Below are 23066 nucleotides of genomic sequence, written 5' to 3'. Positions count from 1 at the left end.
TGCTCGACGCCATGCAGCGCCGTGTCGTCATCGGTGATGGCGCTATGGGCACGATGCTGCAGGCCGAGGACCTCACCCTTGACGACTTTAACAACCTTGAGGGCTGTAACGAGATCCTCAACCTCACCCGCCCTGACGTCATCCAAAAGATCCATCGCACCTATTTCGAAGCGGGTGCCGACGCCGTCGAAACCAACACTTTCGGCTGCAACGTCTCTAACCTTGCTGACTACGACATCCAAGACAAGATTTTCTCTCTCGCCTTCGCTGGAGCACAGCTTGCTCGGGGTGTGGCAGACGAAATGGGGCCCTCCGCCGACGGCACCCCTCGTATGGTGTTGGGTTCTCTTGGACCTGGCACCAAAATTATTTCACTAGGGCATATTGACTTTGAGTCGGTGAGAGATGCCTACCAACAGTCAGCTCGTGGACTCATCGAGGGTGGGGCAGATGCCATTCTCATCGAGACCTGTCAGGACCTTCTTCAGGTGAAAGCCGCGGTTATCGCTGCTAAAGCCGCTATGCAGGATGTCGGGAGAACTCTTCCAATCATCACGCACGTCACCCTTGAAACCAACGGTGCCATGTTGGTGGGCTCAGATATTACAGCCGCACTGACGTCAATCGAACATTTGGATATCGACATGATTGGTATGAACTGCGCGACCGGCCCGGAAGAGATGTCGGAGCACCTCCGATACTTATCGCAGCACTCTTCCGTCCCTGTCTCCGTTATGCCCAACGCTGGACTTCCAGTAGTTGGACTCAATGGTGCAGAATATCCCCTCCAGCCAGAAGAGCTCGCAGACGCGCTCACTCACTTCGTCGATAAGTACAAACTGTCTCTGGTGGGAGGATGCTGTGGCACAACCCCTGCGCACATCAACGAAACCGCCCAGGCAGTGAAAGCTCTTCAGCTGGGAAAGCGGGCTCCTTCACCCGAAGACTGTGTAGCTTCGCTCTACACAGCCACCCCACTGCGCAGCGATGCTGGCGTCACTCTTATCGGTGAACGTACCAACACCAACGGCTCCAAAGCCTTCCGTGAGGCCGTCCTTGCCGGCGACATGGAAACCGTCCACGATATCGCCCGTCGTCAAATTCGTGACGGAGCGAACATGCTGGATCTTTGTGTGGACTATGTTGGGCGAGACGGCACCCAAGACATGGCGCCCATCGCCAAGCTACTATCGACCCAGTCCACCCTGCCCATCATGTTGGACTCTACAGAACCCGCCGTCATCGAAGCTGGCTTGCAGGCTCTTGGTGGACGGTGCGCAGTTAACTCCGTGAACTTCGAAGAAGGGGAGGGGCCGGAGTCTCGTTTCCACCGAATGATGACGGTGGTGAAGAAACATGGTGCAGCAGTCGTCGCACTGACGATTGATGAAGAGGGCCAAGCTCGCACTAAAGAACGCAAAGTGGAGATTGCCGAGCGTCTGGTACAGACTCTCACCACAACCTGGGGAATGCATGTATCCGACATCATCCTTGACTGTCTTGTTCTGCCTATTACGACAGGCCAGGAAGAGGTGCGCCGCGATGGCATTGAGACAATTGAAGCTGTTCGGGAAATGCACAAGCGCTACCCCGATGTGCACTTCACCGTCGGCCTTTCCAACATCTCTTTCGGCCTTAGTCCAGCGGCTCGCCAAGTTCTCAACTCTGTCTTCCTCAACGAGTTGATGGAAGCGGGACTCGATACTGCCATCGCGCATAGTTCCAAGATTCTTCCCATGAACAAGATCGAGGATGAGGCCAAGGAGGCCGCGCTTGACCTCATCTGGGATCGTCGCGACAGAGTGGAGAACCCCCTCCAGCGCTACATGGACCTTTTCGAAGGCGTCGATGCGTCCAGCATGCGCGAAGCCAGAGCAGAAGCGCTCGCCGCGTTACCGCTCATGGAACGCCTACAACAGCGAATCGTCGATGGTGAACGTAGTGGGATCGAAGAGGATCTCACTGCAGCACTCGACGAAAAACCAGCACTTGAGATTATCAACGATGTCCTCCTTGAAGGCATGAAAACCGTTGGTGAGCTCTTCGGGGCAGGACAGATTCAACTTCCCTTCGTGCTGCAATCCGCGGAAATCATGAAGATTGCAGTCTCCTTCCTCGAACCGTTTATCGAACGGACAGAAGGGGAGGAGACGTCCAAAGGCAATATGCTCCTCGCCACTGTGAAAGGCGATGTGCACGACATCGGCAAGAACCTCGTCGATATCATTCTTTCTAACAATGGCTATGACACCGTCAACATTGGTATTAAACAGCCCATCAACAACATTATCGAAGCGGCAGAAATCAACAACTGCGACGTCATCGGTATGTCTGGTCTACTGGTGAAGTCCACAGTCGTGATGAAGGAAAACCTCATTGAGCTAAACGACCGTGGACTTGCCCAGAAGTACCCCGTTGTCCTGGGCGGGGCTGCACTGACCCGCGGCTACGTCGAAGACGATCTAGCAGAGATCTATGAAGGTGAGGTCTACTACGCCAAAGACGCCTTTGAGACACTGCGGCTGCTCGGCGAAATCATGGACGCAAAACACGGACGTCGTGTCATCGACTTCGCCCCAGAAAGTCCGGCCGCACTGGCAGCCTTGGCTGCTGAAGAAGAACGAGCGAAAAAGAAAGCGGCCCGTCTTGAGCGGCGCGAACGTTCCAAGCGCATTGCGGAAAAACGGGCTGCTCAGCAGGAGGACATCGTTATTCCGGAACGCTCCGAGGTGGCAGTGGACGTCCCCTTAGCAACCCCACCCTTCTGGGGTACCCGCATCGTGAAGGGCATACCTTACCAAAATTATGTCAGTACTCTCGATCATCGTGCACTCTTCCTCGGACAATGGGGCTTGCGGCCGACACGTGGGAGTGATGGCCCTGACTACGACGAACTCGTCGCAACCGAGGGTGAGCCACGGCTTCGTCTCTGGCTCAACGAAATGTCCACCCGGGGCGTACTCAATGATGCTTGCGTTGTCTACGGATACTTCCCTGCAGTGTCAGAAGGGAATGACATCGTCATTCTCACCGAGCCTCGACCAGATGCACCAGAGAGGCTTCGTTTCACGTTCCCCCGCCAGCAGCGCCCCCGCTTCCTCTGCATTGCCGACTTTGTTCAGTCTCGCGCCCGCATGGAGCAGACTGGGCAAGTTGATGTTCTACCGTTCCAAGTTGTCACCATGGGTACTCCTATCGCTGACTATGCTGATGAGTTTTTCGCCCAGAACGACTACCGCAATTACCTTGAGGCACATGGTTTATCGGTTCAGCTCACCGAGGCTCTCGCCGAATACTGGCACGAACGTATTAGACACGAACTCAAACTGTCTGATGGCTCCTCCGCCGGCTCAGAGGACTCCATAGACAAAGCTGACTACTTCGATCTCAAGTATCGGGGTGCACGCTTCTCCTTCGGTTATGGCGCCTGCCCAAACCTAGAAGACCGTGAAAAGATGATGGAGCTTCTCGAACCTGAACGGGCAGGTATCGTCTTGTCGGAGGAATACCAGTTGCACCCCGAGCAGTCCACAGACGCTTTCGTCCTCTACCATCCTGAGGCGAAGTACTTTAACACCTAACGCACGACACCAACCTGAATAGTAAAGAACGGACAGTACGCGTGAGCACTCTCAAAGCAGTTCTTTGGGACATGGACGGAACCCTCGTCGACACTGAAGTCCTCTGGGACAAAGCTATCTACAGCACTATGGAGGACGTGGGAGCCCCTCTAACCCCAGAACAACGTGTTCTTACCATCGGTATGAGCATGGACAATCTTCTGGACGCCCTCGCCGGGTTCGCGGGAGGTGCTGACGATGGCCTCATTCGCACGATCAATGACAAGATCATTGCAACGATGGGGGAGCTCTACCAGACAGAAATGCAGTGGCAGCCCGGAGCTATGAACATTATCCAGGAGATTCGTGCGGCTGGCATTCCCCAAGCACTCGTCACCAACACTCAACGGGTTCTCACTGACTTGGCCCTCCGCAAAGTGGGTAAGGAGAATTTTGCAGTGAGCGTCTGTGGGGATGAAGTTCCCTCCGGTAAGCCTGCCCCAGATCCTTATCTTCGTGCTGCGGAGCTGCTTTCTGTATCGCCCAGGGAGTGCTTGGTCGTTGAAGACAGCATGACCGGAATCGCTTCGGGGCGTGCTGCTGGCTGCCATGTTCTTGGCATCCGTACTGAGAATCCCCTCACTCCCGGTGATGGCTACGATATTTGGGAGTCTCTCACTGGTGTTACCCTTACTGATCTCCAGCGTTACGTAGGGAACTCACTGCCCTTATAGTCCGAATAACTCTGCACGTCAGAAAAGTGGAATAATACGAATCGTGAAGAACTTCGAAGACCTATTCGCTGAACTCCTGGAAAAATCCGTGAGCCGCCCTGCGGGCTCCGGAACCGTTGCTGCGCTCGATGGAGGGCTCCATTCCCTTGGTAAGAAAGTTGCGGAGGAAGCCGGCGAAGTGTGGTTGGCTGCTGAATACCAGTCTGATGACGAGCTGTCTGAAGAAATCTCGCAACTTATCTACTGGCTGCAGGTCATTATGGTGAAACGCGGTCTCACTCCCGCCGACATCTACAAATTCCTCTAATCGACATCTGAAAGGTAGCTGCCGTGCTGCGCATTGCTATTCCGAATAAAGGCGCCCTTTCCGAGCCTGCTCAGGAGATGCTGAAGGAAGCCGGGTATCGTGCTCGAGCTGACCGGAAGGATCTTACTGTGGTGGACTCCTCCAATGGAGTCGAGTTTTTCTTCCTTCGCCCCAAGGACATTGCAATCTATGTCGGGAACGGTCAACTAGATCTTGGCATTACCGGCCGTGACCTGGCGATCGAATCTCAGGCACCCGTTCGGGAACGCCTTGGTTTGGGATTCGGTGGTTCGAGTTTCCGCTATGCAGCGCCTGCTCATGAAGAGTGGAGTGTTGAGAAAATCGGGGGCAAAACTATTGCCTCCGCCTACCCGAACCTCACTCGTTCCGATCTTGCGTCACGGGGTATCAATGCCACCGTCATCCGCTTGGACGGAGCTGTCGAGATTTCCATTCAGCTTGGCGTAGCCGATTGCATTGCAGACATCGTAGAATCTGGACGCACCCTACGCGCCCATGGCCTGGCCCCTTTCGGTGAACCTCTCTGCGTATCCGAGGCCGTGCTTATCGAACGTGACAGTACCGAGGACGATAGCCCTGAGCTGGCGCATGCTAAGGAAACACTCGCAGGCCGTTTACAGGGTGTCTCTTACGCAAAGAAATATCTCATGCTGGACTACGACTGCCCACGAGAGTTGCTCGATAAAGCTATCGAGCTCACCCCCGGTATTCAGTACCCAACGGTATCCCCGCTCTCTAATGACGGCTGGTGCGCAGTCCGCGCAATGGTTCCCCGGAAGGGAATAAACGCTCTCATGGATGAGTTGCACGCTCTTGGTGCAAGCGCCATTCTCGCGTCTGATCTCCGTACTTGCCGCTTGTAGCCACCGCGCTATAGACCTCTCTCTGACGTCCGACGAGTTCGCTACTCCTCAGATGTCAGTTGTGGGATTCGCCGGGCCAACCAGGATAATCCGGCAACGTCCCGCCGAATTCTGGACAGTACTGTTGAAACGCGCACCAGCTGCAGAGCTTTGACGCGCGCGGAATGAACTCGCCAGTCGCTCCACACTGTCTAATATCGTTCCAGAGACGCACAACTTCACGCTCAGTGTCGAGAAGTTCTGCCGCAGACGGGCGGCTTACTATCGTCTCGCCTGTTTTCAGATAGATGAGCTTCATCTGGTCCGGTACAGTGCCATAAACGCGCCAGTACATCAGACTATAAAGACGCATCTGGAATTCCACCGATCCGGAATAGCGGGGGAGAGGCTTCTTACCGGTCTTGTAGTCGACGATCCGTACTTCTCCTGTCGACGCTACATCTAGTCGGTCCATAAATCCTCGCACTGGCGTCGCATCTGGCAGCACTGTGTGGATGTATTGTTCGCGACCAGTAGGGTCAAACCTTCGAGGATCCTCAACATGGTAGTAGTTAAAAACCAGGGCAGCACAATCGTTCAGGAATCGACGCTCCTCGCCAGCGGGGACTACTGTCGGATCTTCCTCTGCTCGGAGCGCTTCAAAGGTTTCCGGAAGTAGCCCAATAGCTGCATCGGGATTCCGCTCCGCGGGCGGCAGACCGAAGAGTTTCTCGAAAACAGCATGCACTACCGTTCCTTTAAACTGCGCCTCAGTGGTGGGCTCAGGAAGTCGATCAATCGCCCGGAAGCGGTAGAGGAGAGGACACTGGCGAAAGTCGTTAGCGCGAGAGGCAGATAAGGCAATGGGCTTCGATGCAGTAGGCTTAAGAGGTTGAGAAGCTTCCCCCGAAGCTTCGTCCTGGGTCCGTTCGTTCGTCATATTTGGCAGCGTACACGGTCACAGTGACACAACACGTCCGGAACCGGATCAAAGGAGCAGAATGCGTTCTCAGGGACCTTTCGCTGAAGGTGACCGCGTCCAACTGACTGACTCAAAGAGTAGGCACATCACTCTCACCCTCCAGGCGGGCGGACGTTACCACACCCATCAAGGGTTTATTGCGCATGACGACATCATTGGACAGCCCGAGGGGTCCTCTATCGAATCCTCCGCGGGTGGTAGCTATTTGGCGCTACGCCATCTGCTTGTCGATTACACTCTTTCGATGCCTCGTGGTGCGGCAGTCGTCTATCCCAAAGACGCTGCCCAAATCTTGATGGAAGGAGATATTTTCCCTGGTGCCAGAGTCCTCGAAGCAGGCGCTGGCTCTGGTTCACTCACCTGTTCGTTGCTGCGGGCAACCGGCCCTACCGGACACGTCTATTCTTACGAAATCCGCGGCGACCATATGGAGGTTGCTGAACGGAACGTCGTCGAGTTTTATGGTGAGCATCCGAACTGGTGGACACTCCAGCAAGGAGATCTAGCTGAGGTCACCCGAGGGGACATCCCGGATGGTGTTGATCGCATCGTTCTCGACATGCTGAGCCCTGAAGATTGCCTTCCCGCGGTAAAAGATCTCATCAACCCCGGTGGCGTCCTTATTTGTTATGTGACGACGGTGACGCAGTTATCACGTTTCATCGAATCGCTTCGCGAACAGCAGTGTTGGACTGAACCTCGCGCATGGGAGAGCTTTGTGCGCGAATGGCACGTGGTGGATCTCGCTGTACGTCCTGAACACCGGATGCAAGCCCATACTGCTTTCCTCATCTCCACTCGACGACTTGCCGATGGCACAAAACCTCTTCCCCCTCGGCGAAAAGCACGGCGCTCCTAAGGTTTTCTGGGTTACCCTAGAAGCGATTATGCTGCCCGCTTAGCGGGCCGTTACCGTTAGTACCTACAACCTTTATAGCTGCACCATTATGACTGAAGTAGACGACCTCAAGACCAAGTTGCATAGCCTTGAGACGCGCAACATCAAGCTGGCTGAACTCCTCAAAGCCTCTCGTGAACAAATCAACGAGCTGAAAGAAGAGCTCGATTCCCTCTCGTCCCCACCCACCGCGTTTGGAGTCGTCCTTAACCCGCGTCTTCTCGACAACATGGACCTTGACAACAAGACGGCAATGTCGATCGATGTCTTTACTAGTAATCGGCCAATGCGCGTCTCGTTGAGCCCCAACATTAAGATCACCGATATCCATGTGGGCACCACCGTACGGTTGAACGATGCCCTCATCGCGGTGGAGATTGTTGATACCCCCGCGGCTGGCCAGATTTTTAAGGTGCAAGAGATGGTCGACGACTCTCATGCGCTAGTAGCCAACCACACGAACGAAGAACGTGTAGTCACGTTGGCGCAGTCCCTTGTCGATGGAGTTGAGACCGAGCAGGGCGTTCGTAAAGTGCGTATCGGTGATTCTCTCATCGTTGACGAGCGTATGAACGTGGCACTACATCATGTGGAGCGCGGTGAGGTGGAGCAGCTCATCCTCGAAGAGGTTCCGAACGTCGCCTATTCTGACATCGGTGGTCTTGAACCGCAGATCCAGCAGATTAAAGACTCTGTTGAGCTTCCTTTTCTTCATCGCGACTTGTATGCCGAATATGACCTCCGCCCGCCCAAAGGCGTACTACTCTACGGCCCTCCTGGTTGCGGTAAGACTTTAATCGCAAAAGCCGTCGCTAATTCATTGGCTCAGCAAATTGCCGAACGGCAAGCAGCTGCAGCAGGCGAAAAGAAGCCTAGAAAGATGCGCGCTGAATCCTTCTTCCTCAATGTGAAGGGCCCGGAACTCCTTAACAAATATGTTGGTGAGACAGAGCGCCAGATTCGACTCATCTTCCAGCAGGCGCGAGATAAAGCGAACGACGGTAATCCCATGATCATCTTCTTTGATGAGATGGATGCAGTGTTCCGGACCCGTGGGTCTGGCATTTCTTCTGATATGGAGAACACTGTCGTGCCCCAGCTTCTTGCCGAGATTGATGGCGTGGAAAGCCTGGAGAACGTCATTGTCATCGGTGCTACGAACCGAGAAGACATGATTGACCCCGCAATTTTGCGGCCCGGACGTCTCGACGTGAAAATCTGCATTCGCCGTCCTGACGAAGATGGTGCACGAGATATTCTCGCAAAGTACCTCAACCGGGCTGTGCCTCTCTCCGCTGCCACTATCGCTGAGCTGGGTGGAGGAGACACCGACGTTGCCTATCAGGAACTCATTAACCGCACGGTGGAGCGCATGTATGCACCAATCCCGGAAAACGAGTTCATTGAAGTAACCTACCGAGATCGCTCGACGGAAATTCTCTATTTCAAGGACTTTGTCTCCGGCGCGATGCTCCACAACATTGTGGATCGTGCAAAGAAGTCTGCAATTAAGGCAAAACTTGAGGGCAAACCGGCAGGCATCACTGAGCAGTTCATGCTGGACGCTGTTGCTCTTGAGTACTCACAAAACGAAGATCTGCCCAACGCTAACCGTCCTGATGAGTGGGCTCGTGTGTCTGGAAAGAGAGGCGAACGGATCATTGATATTCGACTACTTTCACAGTCATCGACCCGTGAGTAAGTACGCCCGGTCTCTTGGCACTGAAGTGGAATTTGGCATTGTTACTCCAGACAATCCTCTCCTCAGTCCGATTTCCAGTTCCACCGATGTTGTACTGGCGTATGCCTACTCCTTGGGTATGGCTGCCGATTCTCGAACTCGCTGGGATTATTCCCCCGAGCATCCCTTGCGTGATGCACGCGGCTACGACCTGGGTATTGCGCGGCCGAGCCCACGTATCAACCCCAATGCTCCGGGTCTCGCCAATCTTGTCCTCTCCAACGGCGGACGCTTCTACGTTGATCACGCACACCCCGAGTTTTCAACGCCGGAAGTCGCGGATCCCCTCGACGTTGTTATCTGGGATAAAGCGGGGGAGAGAATAGCGTACGAGGCGACAAAGATCCTCGCGTCTCTCCCCGACTCTTATCCAGTTGTGCTTTACAAAAACAATGTCGACGGCAAAGGTGCCTCTTACGGGGCACACGAGAACTATCTCGTGAAACGGTCCCTGGATTTTACGCTGCTCGCGCAGCAACTCATGCCGTTCTTTGTTACACGCACGGTCTACACCGGTGCTGGTCGTGTCGGCATTGGTACCACCAGCCAGGACACCGGGTTCCAGATCTCACAACGCGCAGACTATATCGAAACCGATATCAGTTTGGAGACCACCCTTAATCGAGGTCTCATTAACACTCGCGATGAACCGCACGCTGACGAAGAGATGTGGCGGCGTCTCCATGTCATTGTCGGTGACGCCAATATGGCGGAAGTTGCCACCTACCTCAAGGTAGGACTGACCATGCTGGTCATCATCGCTATCGAAGCTGGTGTCGATTTTTCTGATCTCGTACTAGAAGACCCTGTTGAGGCAGTAAAAATGGTCTCCCGTGATCTCACCTTGCAGGTTCCGCTCCCTCTGTTGTCGGGGGGGCAAATGACGGCACTAGATATTCAAGAACAGTACCGCAGCCGTGTCTACGCTTTCCTTCACGGAAAACGAAATCCGCATGTTCCTGCCACGCCTCACCATCACAGCTGTTTTTCCAAAGAACGTACTGATGACCTCTGTAAGTGGTGGGATAAGGCGTTGATAGATCTCCGCACAGATCCCTTGAGCACCTCCAACTATCTGGACTGGACGGCGAAACTAGCACTGCTCACCAAGCTTCAACGGCGCTACCAGTGTGGGTGGGATGATGCCCGGCTCACTGCCCTCGATTTTGCCTATAGCGATCTCCGCCCTTCCGGTATATACAACAAGTTAGTTGCTGCTGGTCGCATGCAACGTCTGATCGATGAGCCAGTGGTCCGTACCGCAGTTATGCACGCTCCAACGACGACACGTGCCTGGTTGCGGGGTACCTTAGTAGAAAAGTTCGGTTCAGCCATTGTCGCAGCTTCGTGGGACAGTATCTCCGTCGCAGGTCCCAACGATGGCGTATACACGTTGCGTATTGACGATCCGCTCTCGCTGGGGGCGGCGAACTGCGCTCCTATTGTGGACAATGAAGACAACCCCCAGACGATCCTGCGACGGGTCTCGTCAGAACTGTTGAAAGGAGAACGCTAATGCCACAGGCACAGGTTTTCGGAGGCCACGGTAATGGTGGAGATGACGATGAGTTTGGCGGCGGCCAGGCTAATCTGCATGCATCTGTCGACGAAGCCGACGACCTCCTCGACGAAATTGACAGCATGCTCGATACCAATGCTGAACAGTTCGTCCTGTCCTTTATCCAAAAAGGTGGAGAGTAACTTATGCGTCGTCGCATCGCGGGAGTAGAAACTGAATACGGCATTGCCTGCATGCTAAACGGTAAGCAGCGGCTCAACGCCGATGAAATTGCCCACCACTTTTTTACACCCGTTATTCACATCTACCATTCGTCGAACATTTTCACGAAGAATGGCTCGCGGCTCTACCTCGATGTTGGTTCCCATCCGGAATACGCCACCTGCGAATGCGACTCCGTTGATCAACTTGTCACCTATATTCGTGCAGGTGACGAAGATATGAATGAGCTTGCCATCCTTGCTGAGCAAGGATTGTCCCACAGCAACATCGGCGGCGACGTCTACATTTTTAAGAACAACACCGATGCCTCTGGAAACTCATTCGGCTCCCACGAGAACTACCTTATCGAACGCACCGATGACTTCTTCCGCATTTCCCAAGCTCTTATTCCCTTCCTGGTAACACGACAGCTCATATGCGGAGCAGGAAAAGTTCTCACCGATCCCCACACAGGGGAGACGACCTTCCGACTATCTCAACGCGCAGAGCACGTCTTCGATGGAGTCTCCTCTGCGACAACACGCTCACGGCCCATCATCAACACCCGTGATGAACCGCTGTCAGACTCCTCCCTTTACCGAAGGATGCACGTCATCGTAGGGGACTCGTCGATGGCCGAGCCCACCACAGCGCTGAAGCTAGGCTCCACTCTCCTTATGCTGGAAATGTTGGAAGAAGGTGTCGAGGTCCCCAACTTCTACCCACAAGATCCGATTGAGGCCATCCGTATCGTCTCTCATGGCCTGGACGGGCGAGCAGAATTCCCGCTTAAAGCGGGCGGCACTGCGACAGCACTCCAGGTCCAACAGGTTTTCTGCGATGTCGCCACTCGTTATCTGGCCCATCGTCCAGCCGATTTACAGACGTCACGTTACCTCTGGGTGGTGGAACTGTGGACAAAAGTACTCACTGCGGTTGAATCGGGTGACCTGAGCCCCATTGCTGCCGACATCGATTGGGTCATCAAGAAAACTCTTCTCGACAGGCAAATTGCACGCCATGGCATTGAGCTTTCTGATCCTCGCTGCGCGAAACTCGATCTGACGTACCACGATGTCCGTCCCGGACGAGGTATTTTCCCGCTGATGGAGGCACGTGGACTCATCAACCGGCTGACAGACCCTTTAGAAGTCGAGAAAGCGAGAAATGTCCCTCCCAATACCACTCGCGCCAACATGCGAGGGCGTTTTATCGCACAATGTCTTGACTCAGAAACCCCTTTCTCTGCCGACTGGACGCATATTAAACGCCTGTCCTACGACCCGTGCGAACTAGAGCTCAACGATCCGTTCGTGCCTATGACACCCGAAGCTGAGTCCCTTATTTCGAGCATTGGATGAATTACCATCAAGGTGTGCCTACCCCCAAAGTCTCGCCGCTAGAACGTCAACTCAATCTCGTGATCGCGCTCCTCAACACGCCGGTCTATCTCACTGCGGATGAGATCCGGCAAACTGTAGCAGGCTACTCTGCAGATAATGGAGAAGCTGGCCGACAAATGTTTGAACGCGATAAGCAAGCCCTCAAAGACCTGGGTATTCCCATCAGCGTGGATAGCACAGATGAAAAGGGCAATATTCCCGGATATCGCATCATCAAAGAAGACTACCAACTCGCTCCACTATCCTTCACCTCGGCAGAGCGCACCGTCATCAATCTTGCCATGCAGCTCTACACTGCTGATGGCTACGGAGAGTTGCAAAGTGGCTTCGACAAACTGCAACATGACGATGACGGCACCCACCCCGGGCTCATCAACTTCGCGTCCGCAACAACCGAGCAAGATCTAACCCGACTGAGTACCCTCTCTGAGGCAGCAGCGCACCACAGTACCGTCACCTTCCACTACCACACCGCACAAGCACTCACTACAGAAGAACGTGAGGTGGAGCCTTGGGGGGTGGTCGCTGACAACGGCCACTGGTACTTCGTAGGCTTCGACCGTCAACGGAGAGCCATGCGAGTTTTTCGGCTTTCCCGACTGAGCGGAGACGTTACCGATACCGGCGCTCCAGCGCAGGAAGAACGCCCCCCTATTCCCGTACGAGAGATCCTGCGACAACAGCTGTCCTCTGTGCGACGCTACGTGTCTGCATCTGTCGAGGTCGATGCTGACGCCAGTTCGGAGCTGGTGCTAGCTGCGGATCGGGTCACTACCGCACCTCACGACAGCGAACGACGACATCTCTCATTCGATTCTGTTAGCTATCAATGGCTGCGCGACGCAGTACTCGCCGACACTCCACACGCCACCGTGCTGGAGCCCTCCGACTTGGCGCAGGACGTCCGCACCTGTCTCGAGCGAGTTGTTCGACGCTATCAAGCAGGGGAGGTCACCGAATGAAGACCTCGCAAAAAGTGGCGCTCGCCCTCGACATCATCCCGTATCTCGCCAACCATGGCGGCATCACTCGCCGTGAAGCAGCTGCACACTTCGGAATTTCGCCCCATGAGCTCACCTCCATCCTCGAGATAGCGGTCTGCTGCGGCATCCCCGGATACTATGGCGGCGATCTTATCGATATAGACATATGGGGCGAAAACATCTACGTCTACACAGCGCAGGGATTAGAGAAACCTCTCCGCCTTACGCCTGCGGAGCGAGCCGCGCTTATTTTGGCCCTAGAGCACGTTGATAAGGTCCCCGGGCTAGCCAACCATACGGCAGTCCACAGCGTGCTCGTTAAGCTGACCGGCCATCCGTCTTCCTCCACTGAGTCCGTCAACACCGCTGCACCCACCGGCGGAATCCCTGGTGCTACCGAAACCCTCTCGATTGCTATTACCGATAGGCGGGTACTAACGCTTGACTATCTTAGTGGTACGGGTGAGCTGACAAGGGGTCGCAGAGTTTTGCCCTACCGCCTCATCATTCGTAAGGGATTCGCCTACCTCATTGCTTGGTCCTTGGATGCGCGCGAACTCCGCCAATTCCGACTAGATCGGATCGTCCAGCTTCGTCCTGACGCTTTGTGGGAGGGGGAGGAACCGCTCCAAAACGCCGATATTGAACGCTACTGTACAGATGACGATGCGGCCAAGGAAGCACATGTCACCTTGCGTCATGACGCAGTCTGGTTGGCAGAGCTGCTCGGTATCACCATTACCGACAGTAACCCCAGCACGCTCTCTGGCGTGCTACCGTACTTTACCGAAGCGTGGTTGCTGAGAACGGCACAGCGCTACGCAGACTATATGGTGGTATGCCAACCTGAACATATAGAAAAGGCTGTCGTGGACCGAGCCATGGAGGCGTTGGCGCGGTAGACTAACCATACAGTGAAACCCCTCTTATGACGTTAGTTGGAGGACACCATGCCCAGTCTTGGTTGGCCGGAAATTCTTATTATCCTGCTCGTTATTATCGTCCTCTTCGGAGCAGCTAAACTTCCCGAACTGGCACGCTCCATGGGGCGTTCCATGCGTATCTTCAAGTCTGAAATGAAGGAAATGAAGAACGAGAATGGGGACGGCAAGCCTTCCCGCAAGGCTGGTAAGACGAAGAAAGCAGAGCAGCTTCAGGCCGAACCTGTGGTCGAGGCAGATGCAGTTATTGTCGATGACGACACGGTCGTGGTAGAGACGCCTGCTGAACCCGCCACCGATCCCATGAAAAAGGCTGAATAAGCTTTCCCCTCCTGACTAAACGAGAACAGGCTCTTGGCTCAAAAGAAGCACATCCGTACGCCAGAGGAAAAGATGGCGTTGACGGAGCACTTACGAGAGCTTAGGAAACGCATTGTCATCATCGTCGGGATCATTTTCCTGGCGATGATATTTGGGTTCGTCTGGTACGACCTGCGCATTGGCGTTGTTCCTAGCCTCGGTGAAATTCTGCGGGGCCCCTATTGTGCGATCCCCCCAGAAGCACGCCTCCAGTTGGGTAATGACGATACCTGCCGATTGCTCGCAACTGGACCGTTCGAGCAGTTTATGCTGCGCCTAAAGGTGGGAACTGTTGCCGGAATCGTCTTTGCTAGCCCATTCTGGCTCTACCAGGTGTGGGCTTTCATCGCACCTGGTCTGTACAAAAAGGAAAAGAAGTTCGCCCTCCTCTATGTCGGCATTGCGTCCCTCCTCTTCATCTGCGGCGCTGTGCTGGCCTACTTTGTAGTCGCAAAAGCGTTGGACTTCCTCCTCAATATGGGCAATAACGTCCAGATTACTGCGCTCTCAGGTACGCAATACTTCAACTTCATTCTGGCGCTCATCGTTATCTTCGGGATGAGCTTCGAGCTACCCCTGCTCATCGTTACCCTCAACATCATGGGTGTGGTGCAATACGAGCAACTCAAGAAGTGGCGACGAGTCGCTATTCTCTGCCTCTTCTGCTTTGCAGCTTTCGTCACCCCTGGTGGGGACCCTGTTTCCATGACCGCGCTAGCGCTTACCTTGACTGTGCTGCAAGAGATTGCTATTCAAATCTGCCGCGTACACGACAAGCGCAAGAAAAAGGAACGTCCAGCGTGGATGGACGCCGACGACGATAGCGCTTCTCCTCTAGGAACGCCCGATGCAGTTGCTCCTACCGCCCTAACAGAAAATGGGGAGGAGGTAGCTGCTTCAACTATCGCTGCACCGGCACCGCTGCCGGACAGTCAGCCACCAACGCAGGTCGATGTCCACGAACGTTGGGCATGGGCCGATGTCGACATCGACGACGAGGAACCCGCCGATAATGGAACAGACAACGCTCCACGCTAGACAAGAAATTCTTGACGCCTTTATTGCGCGTCGCCCTTTCTCCCTTGACGAATTTCAACGGCGTGCTATCTCCCATATTGCTGAGGGACATAATGTAGTCGTCAGCGCCCCTACAGGAGCGGGGAAAACTGTCATTGCTGAAGCCGCTGCCGTACTAGCCCTTCACCAGTCTGAGAAACTGTTTTACACGACCCCCATCAAAGCGCTTTCGAATCAAAAATATCGAGACTTTTGCGCTCGGTGGGGAAAAGATAATGTCGGTCTCCTCACCGGAGATCAATCCATTAACGGGGATGCTCCTGTCGTTGTCATGACTACGGAAGTCCTCCGTAACATGCTGTATGCCGGCAGTGCCACTCTGCACGACCTCAGCTATGTGGTAATGGATGAAGTTCATTATCTTTCGGACGCCTTCCGGGGAGCCGTCTGGGAGGAGGTCATCCTCTCGCTTCCTGATACCATTCAGCTCATTGCACTTTCCGCTACCATCGGAAACACCGCTGAATTCTCTGACTGGATCACTGCAGTTGTCGGCCCTACCAGCACCGTCAGTACGGGATTTCGTCCAGTACCGCTCACAGCCGACGTTCTTCTCAATTCCACGATCTACCCGCTGCTTAGCAAGAACGGTAGGCACGTCTCACAACACCTGCAAGACCGCGTCGACCGGGTACTCCACAGCCCGGGCCACCATGAACGTTTTCCCAACCGGATTCGCATAGTCGAAGCACTTGAACGGGAGAACCTACTACCCGCAATCGACTTCATTTTTTCCCGTGCGGGATGTGACTCCGCGCTTGCCCAATGTACTCGTTCCCGCGTTACATTGACGACGAAAAAAGAGCGGCAGCGCATCTTCCAACACGTCGATGAACGCTGTCATCAACTCTCTGAAGCTGACCGCGAAACTCTACACTTCGCGCAATGGCGGGCCGCACTCGGCCGTGGTTTTGCTGCCCACCATGCAGGCATGCTGCCCCTGTTCAAACAAGTTGTGGAGGAGCTCTTCAGCAAAGGGTTGCTAAAAATCGTCTTCGCAACCTCCACACTAGCGTTAGGCATAAATATGCCCGCACGTGCCGTCGTATTGGAGAAGCTCACAAAATTTAACGGCGCCACCCATGAAGAACTTACCAGCAGTCAGTTTGCGCAACTTATCGGCCGAGCTGGGCGCCGCGGTATCGATGCCACTGGCCACGCTATCGTCTACTACAGCCCAGAAGTGGACCTAGACCGTCTCGCAGCCCTACACAACGCCGACCCGTCACCACTTCGTTCAAGTTTTAAAGTCGGCTACAACATGGTCGTCAACTTGTTGGCCCACCATAGCTACGAAGATGTTCGTGTGCTGCTTCACCAGTCCTTCGGGCAGTATCAGAACGACGCAGCGGTAGTCCACGCGCAACGAGAGCTGACACGAGTAGATAAACAGCTTGCCACAATAGATGCCGATATTTCCCCCGAAATGTCCGAGTACCTCGACCTTATTTCCCAGCTCAATATAGAGACTAAAGCATGGGAAAAGAAGCGGAACAAGGACAAGCCACACGCCTCTAAAGATGCCTTAGCTAAACTACGTCGTGGTGACGTCATCTGCATCAGTGTCCGGAAGAAACCTATCCTTGCGGTGATACTCGAACGTCCCCGCAAAAACCGTGTTCTCGTCGTGACATCCACCTGGGTGGGAGCAACTCCTCTCTCTAATGTTCGGCATAATGGACATTCCCTCGGCCATATCCACCTGGAGAAAAAGGGGGCCGCAGACGACGCCCACACCGTGAAGCTCGCCCGCCGGGAACTCGCACACAGTAATATCCGTATCCCCAAAGATGCGCGCCGAGAAAAGGACCTTCATCCTCCAGCCCACCTACACCATCTACGGAAGGAGGTACGCCGCCACCCCCTTCATGGACACCTCACACACGCTGAGATTACCACCCTCAACCGTGATAGAGCCCGCCTTGTCCAACAACGTGAGGCTCTCCAACATCACATTGACCACGCCTCAGGAACCCTTGCCACCGACTTTGCACGCGTGTGCAGCATTCTGCATGACGCTGGCTATCTGACCTCGGACTACCAACTAACTGACGCTGGCACTCTTCTCCGATCCATCTACTGCGAAACTGACCTTATCTGCACAGAAGCAGTACGCGAACACGCGTGGGATGGGTTGGAGCCCGCGGAACTCGCCGCGGTGATCTCTGCGATTACCGGAGAAGCCCGAAAAGAGACGGACCACTACTGGCCTCCCGCGCAAACGGAGGTACTCGCCGATACTTTTGCCGATACCCAACGCATCGCCCGCGACATTCACCGCTTGGAGCAGGAACATGACGTGGAATTGTCCCGCCCTCTTTACGGTGGATTAACGACAGCCGTCTATCGTTGGGCAAGCGGAGCTCCTCTCGAAGAGTGCCTCATCGTCGCGAAAATGTTTGGTCTGAGCGTCACCCCGGGAGACTTCGTTCGACACATTCGCCAAATCGTGGACCTTCTTTCCCAGCTCACCAAACTCGATACCACAGAGTATCAACACCTCGTAGACTGTTCTTACCAAGCGAAAAAAGCCATCCAGCGCGGTATCGTGGCCGAATCACTGTAGAAGGAAAGGGATTCTTGTGAAGACTCTGCAGCCCTCGGAAGGCGGTGTTCTCCTGCTCGGTGGACGATCTGAGATTGGAGTGGCACTTGCCAGTAGACTCTGCAACGGGCGGCCAGTCGTCCTCGCACAGCGCCCGTCGCAACACGATGTTGGAGCTATTGAAGATCTCCTCCGGGGAGGCGCCCAGCAGGTCTACTGCCTAGAATGGGATGCTCTGGTGGAAAGCGATCTCACCTCCATCTACGAGCGTGCTGAGAAGGCCTGTGGCATGCCGGTGAGCACCATCATCGTGGCGTTCGGAGTCCTGGGAAATCAACATAAGGCAGAGCATGATCCGAAAGAGGCGTATCGCATTGCGCACACGGATTACACCGCCCAAGTAGTAACAATTACTGCAGCTATCGAGTACCTTCGCAAACATACCCACGGGCTATTAGTAGCGTTTTCGTCTATTGCGGGCTGGCGTGTGCGGCGCGGAAACTATGTGTACGGGTCAGCCAAAGCGGGACTAGACGGCTTCCTCTCAGGTCTCATTGATGCCACCCATAAAGAAAAAATCAATGTTGTGATGGCACGACCGGGATTCGTCATCGGACGGATGACGCAAGGGATGGATCCTACCATCATGTCATCGACGGCAGAACAAGTTGCTGCCGAGGTCTATCAAGCCATTCGGTCTGGTAAACACCGTGTGTGGGTGCCCAATCGGTTACGCTTCCTCGCCGCTATCATGCTGTTCGTACCCTCCTCACTGTGGCGGAGAATGCCCCGATGATTCATGTCATCGGGCTCACCACTGCCCCTCTAACTGATCCTGATAGTGATGTTGCCCAGCTCATTCACCGCGCTCCGTTAGTCCTCGGATACCCACGCCAGCTTGCCCTGGTGGAGCACTTAGTGACGGGTCAGTCTGTAGCACTGCACTCACCGCTGCGTACGATGCTCCGCCACCTCCTTGAGACGGCTCCCACCGATACCGTCATCCTCGCATCTGGAGACCCACTGTTTCATGGTATCGGCGAGACTGTCATCGACTGTGCCCCGGCTGGAGTACAAATTCGGTGCTACCCAACACCAACTGCAGCAAGTTTGGCGGCAAGTGAACTGGGCTGGAGCTACTCTGACATCCCAGTTTTTTCCCTCACCACCAAACCCCTGTATGCGTTACGTCGCGTGCTCTCGCCGGATCAACGTGTTCTTATCTACGGCATTACGCGACAGAATGTTCAGGAGGTCGCCAGCTATCTATGCCGGCATGGCTACGATGCATCACGGCTCTGGCTCTTGGGCGATCTTGGTACTCCTTCTGCATCGCGGTGGGAGGGGACAGCGAGTGAACTCTCCCGTTTAGCAGCGGGCGCAAACTCTCTTTGCGGAGATATCACTCTTCTGGCGATGGAGTGCCAATATTGCGATCCCCGGGATAGTCGGGCGAGCCGCACAGCTGGCCTTCCCGATGAGCTCTTTTCCACCGACAAAGGGCAGCTCACGAAACAGGCCATGCGGGCGATTACCCTGTCTCAGTTGCTTCCCTGTGCGGGCGAAGAGCTCTGGGATGTAGGGGCGGGTTCTGGGTCGATTGCCATCGAATGGTGCCGGCTCACCGGCGGTACTGCTCATTGTTTCGAAGCCGAAGCTACCCGACACCGCGACATTATCGATAACGCAGAGCGTTTAGGGGTGACCGGCCTCACCCTGTGTGGGGAAGCTCCCGCTAGTTTTGGGGAGGTGGAGACTGCTCCCGCAGCGATCTTCATTGGGGGAGGGGTGACGACACCTGGAATAGTCACTGCCTGTTGGGAATGCCTCATGCCGGGGGGACGTTTGGTCGCTACTGCCGTGACGACGGAGTCTCTCCGGGTAGTGGAGGATGCGTGCGCTCGTTATGGTGGTTGCCTGACCGAGTACTCGGAAGCAACCTATAGCCCGTTAGGGCATTTGCACACTTGGAGACCCCGCCTCCGACATGTGCAATGGGTGGTAGAAAAATGACGGTGTACTTTATCGGTGCCGGTCCAGGTGCTGCTGATCTGCTTACGGTTCGTGCGGTGGAGCTCCTGAAACGGTGCCCAGTGTGCCTCTATGCGGGATCAATTGTTCCACCTGAGGTACTGGCGTACTGCCCTCCCCCCGCACAACTAGTGAATACCGCACGTCGGCCGCTTGCCGAGATTATCGATCTAATTGCGGCTGCGGATGCACGTGGCGACGATGTTGCCCGCCTGCACTCTGGAGACATTTCGGTCTACAGTGCGGTCAACGAACAGATCCGTCATCTCCTCAAGCTGGGAATTGACTATTCCATCGTGCCCGGGGTTCCTGCCTTTGCTGCGGCAGCCGCAGCTCTTGGACAGGAGCTGACGGTGCCTACAGTTACGCAATCTCTTATTCTCACCCGTGTCGAGGGGAGAGCTAGCGCCATGCCCCCTGGGGAAACACTGGCCAACCTCGCTGCTAGTGGAGCTACTCTTGCCCTGCACTTGGCGGCTGCCTATACCGACAGTATTGTTGAAAAGCTCCTTCCGTTGTACGGTCCCGAGTGTGCATGCGCTGTTGTGGCCTATGCCAGTCGGCCAGAGGAGCAAGTGCTTCGCTGCCGTCTTAGTGACCTATCGCAGGCTGTAGCGGATGCCGGAATTCGTATGACAGCAGTGATCTTTGTCGGCCCGGGTGTAGATCTTGCCCAGGCACATCTGCTGGCGGCCCCTACCAGTTATCTCTACTCCGATAATCGCCCCCGCGATGCGTATGGACATACGATCTGTAGCATCGCTGATCGTGAGCAGGAATCACAATGAGTGGCTTAGACGAGCAGCTAGTGGGGGCAGACGGTCCCAGAACTATTCTGATCCTCGGTGGGACAAGCGAGGCAAGACAGCTTGCAGAATGTTTGGTGGAGAATCCCCGCTTCGGCCAGTGTGCCATCGTCTCTTCACTCGCGGGGAGAGTCTCCCATCCGCGTCTACCGCAGGGGGAGGTGCGCGTCGGTGGTTTTGGAGGAATACCTGGGTTGGGAAAATGGGTAGAGGATCACCATGTCGTTGCTCTCATCGACTGCACTCATCCTTTTGCCGAGCGAATTTCGGCTACTGCCCATGAGGTCAGCCGCCAACGCCGCCTTCCTCTTCTTACCGTGCATCGGCCGCCCTGGCGGGAGGTACCTGGTGACCAGTGGATTCATGTGCCTACGATGGAGGCGGCTGCTAGCCGTTTACACTGCTTTCAGCGTGCGTTTCTCACTATTGGGCGGCAGCAGCTCGCAGCGTTTTCTGCTGTGGACACCCACTGCCTTATCCGCTGTGTAGAACCACCTGCGCCACCACTGCCGCACTCCCACGAGGTCATCCTCGACCGTGGCCCCTTCACTGTGGAGGGAGAGTGTGCACTCCTCGAACACGCCGACTGTGATGTGCTGGTCACAAAAAATAGTGGGGGAGCAGCAACGTATGGGAAGATTGAGGCAGCTCGCAAACGAGCGATACCCGTTATTATGGTGGATCGACCCGTACCTCGGCGGCCCTCACCTTATCATGAAGAAGTTGAGACAACTGCTGCAGCAGTCAAGCAGCTGCAGCGGATTATCTGCTCTACGCAAGATTGCTAACGTCTTTGCTCCGGCTCGCCAGATCTGTTGCCGCGCCGAGCATGATCATCTCCGGCTTGGGGAAGGTGTACCGCGCGCTCTTCCAAAAGACCCTTTTCAGACGCCAGTAACTCGGTAGTGACGTCTGGCTCTGAAAGCAAAGCTTCGTCATTCTCGGGCTGGTATTGGCAGCCTTGTGACATTGCCTGCGCACGTGCCTCCGCATGGCGTTGTGCACGACGTTCGATGCTCTTCTGCACCCAGCGGGTCATCCAAGCAAAAGTGGGAGGGGTAAATACGTAGTCGAGACGGGAACCGCGCACTAGCTCGCGAATCAGAAGGGAAACACCTGTCACGAAGACCAGTCCGATCAGCGGAGCCCAGAAGTTCATTGAGCTGAGTACGCCCCGCGGGTCGATGAAGAGTTCACCCTCTTGCCAGGTGGACATGTCGCTGCCGGTGTGGGTGTCAATGAGGGGGAAGATATCTTTATAAAACACCCAGACGAGAATCTCGTTGAGCAGGTAGATCTCCAGGGTATGTCGCCCAAGGTAGGACAGCAGTTTTCCAAAGTAGGTACCGTCCAGCGCTACCGCGATCGCGACGCCAGTAATGAGGCCATATCCGATGAGGAGAATGTTGGCGCTGGTGTGCAGAAACTCATTGTTGATATAGCGGTAGCCTTGTTCCATCACAATGAGCAATACGAAGAGAATAAGTGCGTGGTACCAGCGACTTTTCGCAGCAACACGGATAACAATCTCGCGCCCGTATAGCCCAATGCAGTAGGAGGAAAAGTACATTGCAACGCGCGTCCACGACCATAGGGGCCCAGCCTGCGCTGAGCCTCCGATAAAGGGAGCAATCAGTGTCAGGATGAAGGACACTGCCAGCACGTAGCGCCCACGTACCCGCCGGCACACCCAAATGACGAAGGTGAAAACTAGTAAAGCCATGAGGAACCAAATTCCGTTTTCGGGAAAGATGATCCCCCGGCCCCATTGGCTCCAGAACTGGTCGAGAGAGGTGCCACGAATAAAGTGGGAGGCCAGCAGCACGATGGCTCCCCACAGAATATAAGGAACGCCCCATAGCCACGTGCGTTTGACGATGAGCTCGGCAAAGGTGAAACGCCGAATCTTGGCTGCGAAGAGGCCAGACACCATGAAGAAAAGCGGCATACGCAAGTGAACGAAGTTCGCAGAAACGTTGTACCACAGTCCAGGTGAGTTTCCTGTGTCGATTCCCCAGGTCGATAGGTGAAGAAAAACGACCGTGAGAATGGAGATACCTTTGGCGATATCTACCCACACTACACGGGGCTTAACTGGCTTATCTGCCACTACAT

General features: G+C 55.0%; 20 protein-coding genes. 18 read left to right on the top strand and 2 right to left on the bottom strand.

All coding sequences use genetic code 11. The features are described 5' to 3' along the window. The first annotated feature begins 11 nt into the window (after positions 1-11). Genes metH through hisG form a run of 4 tightly spaced genes read left to right on the top strand, consistent with a single transcriptional unit; the run spans position 12 to position 5485 of the window. A complete protein-coding gene (gene metH, locus Q0X28_RS05800; protein WP_298577101.1) occupies positions 12-3581 on the top strand; it encodes a methionine synthase in 3570 nt (1189 codons plus the stop codon). 41 nt (positions 3582-3622) lie between these two features. Continuing rightward, a complete protein-coding gene (locus Q0X28_RS05795; RefSeq protein WP_296238313.1) occupies positions 3623-4294 on the top strand; it encodes an HAD family phosphatase in 672 nt (223 codons plus the stop codon). A gap of 43 nt (positions 4295-4337) precedes the next feature. Further along, positions 4338-4601, top strand: a complete 264-nt coding sequence (locus Q0X28_RS05790; RefSeq protein WP_296238315.1) for a phosphoribosyl-ATP diphosphatase — start codon at positions 4338-4340, stop codon at positions 4599-4601. A 23-nt stretch (positions 4602-4624) separates the two neighbouring features. Further along, entirely contained in the window at positions 4625-5485 is an 861-nt protein-coding gene (gene hisG / locus Q0X28_RS05785) for an ATP phosphoribosyltransferase (RefSeq protein ID WP_298577046.1), read from the top strand. 55 nt (positions 5486-5540) lie between these two features. Here hisG and Q0X28_RS05780 read toward each other — a convergent pair whose 3' ends face one another. Beyond that, on the bottom strand, positions 5541-6404 hold the full coding sequence (locus tag Q0X28_RS05780) for a RecB family exonuclease (RefSeq protein ID WP_296238320.1): 864 nt from the start codon (positions 6402-6404) through the stop codon (positions 5541-5543). Between the two features lie 61 nt (positions 6405-6465). Between Q0X28_RS05780 and Q0X28_RS05775 the strand changes: the two genes are divergently transcribed. The 14 genes from Q0X28_RS05775 to Q0X28_RS05710 all read left to right on the top strand — a co-directional run bounded on the left by Q0X28_RS05775 (position 6466) and on the right by Q0X28_RS05710 (position 21739). Further along, a complete protein-coding gene (locus Q0X28_RS05775) occupies positions 6466-7305 on the top strand; it encodes a tRNA (adenine-N1)-methyltransferase (protein WP_296238321.1) in 840 nt (279 codons plus the stop codon). Between the two features lie 88 nt (positions 7306-7393). Next, positions 7394-9046, top strand: coding sequence for a proteasome ATPase (gene arc / locus Q0X28_RS05770; RefSeq protein WP_296238323.1), 1653 nt, complete (start codon positions 7394-7396; stop codon positions 9044-9046). Further along, positions 9039-10601 carry a depupylase/deamidase Dop gene (gene dop, locus Q0X28_RS05765; RefSeq protein WP_298577044.1) on the top strand — a complete coding sequence of 521 codons (1563 nt, stop codon included), beginning with the start codon at positions 9039-9041 and terminating at the stop codon, positions 10599-10601. Before arc ends, dop begins: the two co-directional genes overlap by 8 nt. Further along, positions 10601-10786 carry a ubiquitin-like protein Pup gene (locus tag Q0X28_RS05760; RefSeq protein WP_296238329.1) on the top strand — a complete coding sequence of 62 codons (186 nt, stop codon included), beginning with the start codon at positions 10601-10603 and terminating at the stop codon, positions 10784-10786. The genes dop and Q0X28_RS05760 overlap by 1 nt, the downstream gene beginning before the upstream one ends. 3 nt (positions 10787-10789) lie before the next feature. Beyond that, on the top strand, positions 10790-12166 hold the full coding sequence (pafA, locus tag Q0X28_RS05755; RefSeq protein ID WP_296238331.1) for a Pup--protein ligase: 1377 nt from the start codon (positions 10790-10792) through the stop codon (positions 12164-12166). Positions 12167-12180: 14 nt separating this feature from the next. Further along, positions 12181-13170, top strand: coding sequence for a YafY family protein (locus tag Q0X28_RS05750; RefSeq protein WP_298577043.1), 990 nt, complete (start codon positions 12181-12183; stop codon positions 13168-13170). Beyond that, positions 13167-14093: a WYL domain-containing protein gene (locus Q0X28_RS05745; protein WP_298577042.1), complete on the top strand. Its 927-nt coding sequence runs from the start codon at positions 13167-13169 to the stop codon at positions 14091-14093. Before Q0X28_RS05750 ends, Q0X28_RS05745 begins: the two co-directional genes overlap by 4 nt. 48 nt (positions 14094-14141) lie before the next feature. After that, positions 14142-14453: a Sec-independent protein translocase subunit TatA gene (gene tatA, locus Q0X28_RS05740; RefSeq protein ID WP_298577040.1), complete on the top strand. Its 312-nt coding sequence runs from the start codon at positions 14142-14144 to the stop codon at positions 14451-14453. Between the two features lie 33 nt (positions 14454-14486). Further along, positions 14487-15530 carry a twin-arginine translocase subunit TatC gene (gene tatC / locus Q0X28_RS05735; protein WP_296238339.1) on the top strand — a complete coding sequence of 348 codons (1044 nt, stop codon included), beginning with the start codon at positions 14487-14489 and terminating at the stop codon, positions 15528-15530. Then, positions 15505-18135 (top strand): RNA helicase, encoded by a 2631-nt coding sequence (locus Q0X28_RS05730; RefSeq protein WP_298577038.1) that lies wholly within the window; start codon positions 15505-15507, stop codon positions 18133-18135. The genes tatC and Q0X28_RS05730 overlap by 26 nt, the downstream gene beginning before the upstream one ends. A gap of 16 nt (positions 18136-18151) precedes the next feature. Beyond that, the gene (locus Q0X28_RS05725; RefSeq protein WP_296238343.1) at positions 18152-18910 is read left to right on the top strand and encodes an SDR family NAD(P)-dependent oxidoreductase; all 759 of its coding nucleotides are present in this window, start codon (positions 18152-18154) and stop codon (positions 18908-18910) included. Further along, complete coding sequence (gene cbiE / locus Q0X28_RS05720; RefSeq protein WP_298577035.1) at positions 18889-20127, top strand: precorrin-6y C5,15-methyltransferase (decarboxylating) subunit CbiE; 1239 nt, start codon at positions 18889-18891, stop codon at positions 20125-20127. The genes Q0X28_RS05725 and cbiE overlap by 22 nt, the downstream gene beginning before the upstream one ends. Next, the gene (gene cobM, locus Q0X28_RS05715; RefSeq protein WP_296238347.1) at positions 20124-20933 is read left to right on the top strand and encodes a precorrin-4 C(11)-methyltransferase; all 810 of its coding nucleotides are present in this window, start codon (positions 20124-20126) and stop codon (positions 20931-20933) included. The genes cbiE and cobM overlap by 4 nt, the downstream gene beginning before the upstream one ends. Further along, on the top strand, positions 20930-21739 hold the full coding sequence (locus tag Q0X28_RS05710) for a cobalt-precorrin-6A reductase (protein ID WP_296238348.1): 810 nt from the start codon (positions 20930-20932) through the stop codon (positions 21737-21739). Before cobM ends, Q0X28_RS05710 begins: the two co-directional genes overlap by 4 nt. Here the strand turns inward: Q0X28_RS05710 and Q0X28_RS05705 are convergent. Continuing rightward, positions 21736-23061 (bottom strand): acyltransferase family protein, encoded by a 1326-nt coding sequence (locus Q0X28_RS05705; protein WP_298577033.1) that lies wholly within the window; start codon positions 23059-23061, stop codon positions 21736-21738. The genes Q0X28_RS05710 and Q0X28_RS05705 overlap by 4 nt on opposite strands. Positions 23062-23066: the final 5 nt, after the last annotated feature.

It is taken from the genome of uncultured Lawsonella sp. (assembly GCF_947252745.1).
In the GTDB taxonomy this organism is placed as follows: domain Bacteria; phylum Actinomycetota; class Actinomycetes; order Mycobacteriales; family Mycobacteriaceae; genus Lawsonella.
Note: the sequence above shows the minus strand (reverse complement) of the source record. Positions and strands in the feature narration are given on the sequence as shown.

What these genes read in the sequence shown, in the direction of transcription:
- Q0X28_RS05730 (WP_298577038.1), top strand. Translation starts at nt 15,505, where the DNA reads ATGGAACAGACAACGCTCCACGCTAGACAAGAAATTCTTGACGCCTTT.
- Q0X28_RS05780 (WP_296238320.1), bottom strand. Translation starts at nt 6,404, where the DNA reads ATGACGAACGAACGGACCCAGGACGAAGCTTCGGGGGAAGCTTCTCAA.
- arc (WP_296238323.1), top strand. Translation starts at nt 7,394, where the DNA reads ATGACTGAAGTAGACGACCTCAAGACCAAGTTGCATAGCCTTGAGACG.
- pafA (WP_296238331.1), top strand. Translation starts at nt 10,790, where the DNA reads ATGCGTCGTCGCATCGCGGGAGTAGAAACTGAATACGGCATTGCCTGC.
- Q0X28_RS05760 (WP_296238329.1), top strand. Translation starts at nt 10,601, where the DNA reads ATGCCACAGGCACAGGTTTTCGGAGGCCACGGTAATGGTGGAGATGAC.
- Q0X28_RS05745 (WP_298577042.1), top strand. Translation starts at nt 13,167, where the DNA reads ATGAAGACCTCGCAAAAAGTGGCGCTCGCCCTCGACATCATCCCGTAT.
- Q0X28_RS05710 (WP_296238348.1), top strand. Translation starts at nt 20,930, where the DNA reads ATGAGTGGCTTAGACGAGCAGCTAGTGGGGGCAGACGGTCCCAGAACT.
- Q0X28_RS05775 (WP_296238321.1), top strand. Translation starts at nt 6,466, where the DNA reads ATGCGTTCTCAGGGACCTTTCGCTGAAGGTGACCGCGTCCAACTGACT.
- metH (WP_298577101.1), top strand. Translation starts at nt 12, where the DNA reads ATGCAGCGCCGTGTCGTCATCGGTGATGGCGCTATGGGCACGATGCTG.
- cobM (WP_296238347.1), top strand. Translation starts at nt 20,124, where the DNA reads ATGACGGTGTACTTTATCGGTGCCGGTCCAGGTGCTGCTGATCTGCTT.
- tatA (WP_298577040.1), top strand. Translation starts at nt 14,142, where the DNA reads ATGCCCAGTCTTGGTTGGCCGGAAATTCTTATTATCCTGCTCGTTATT.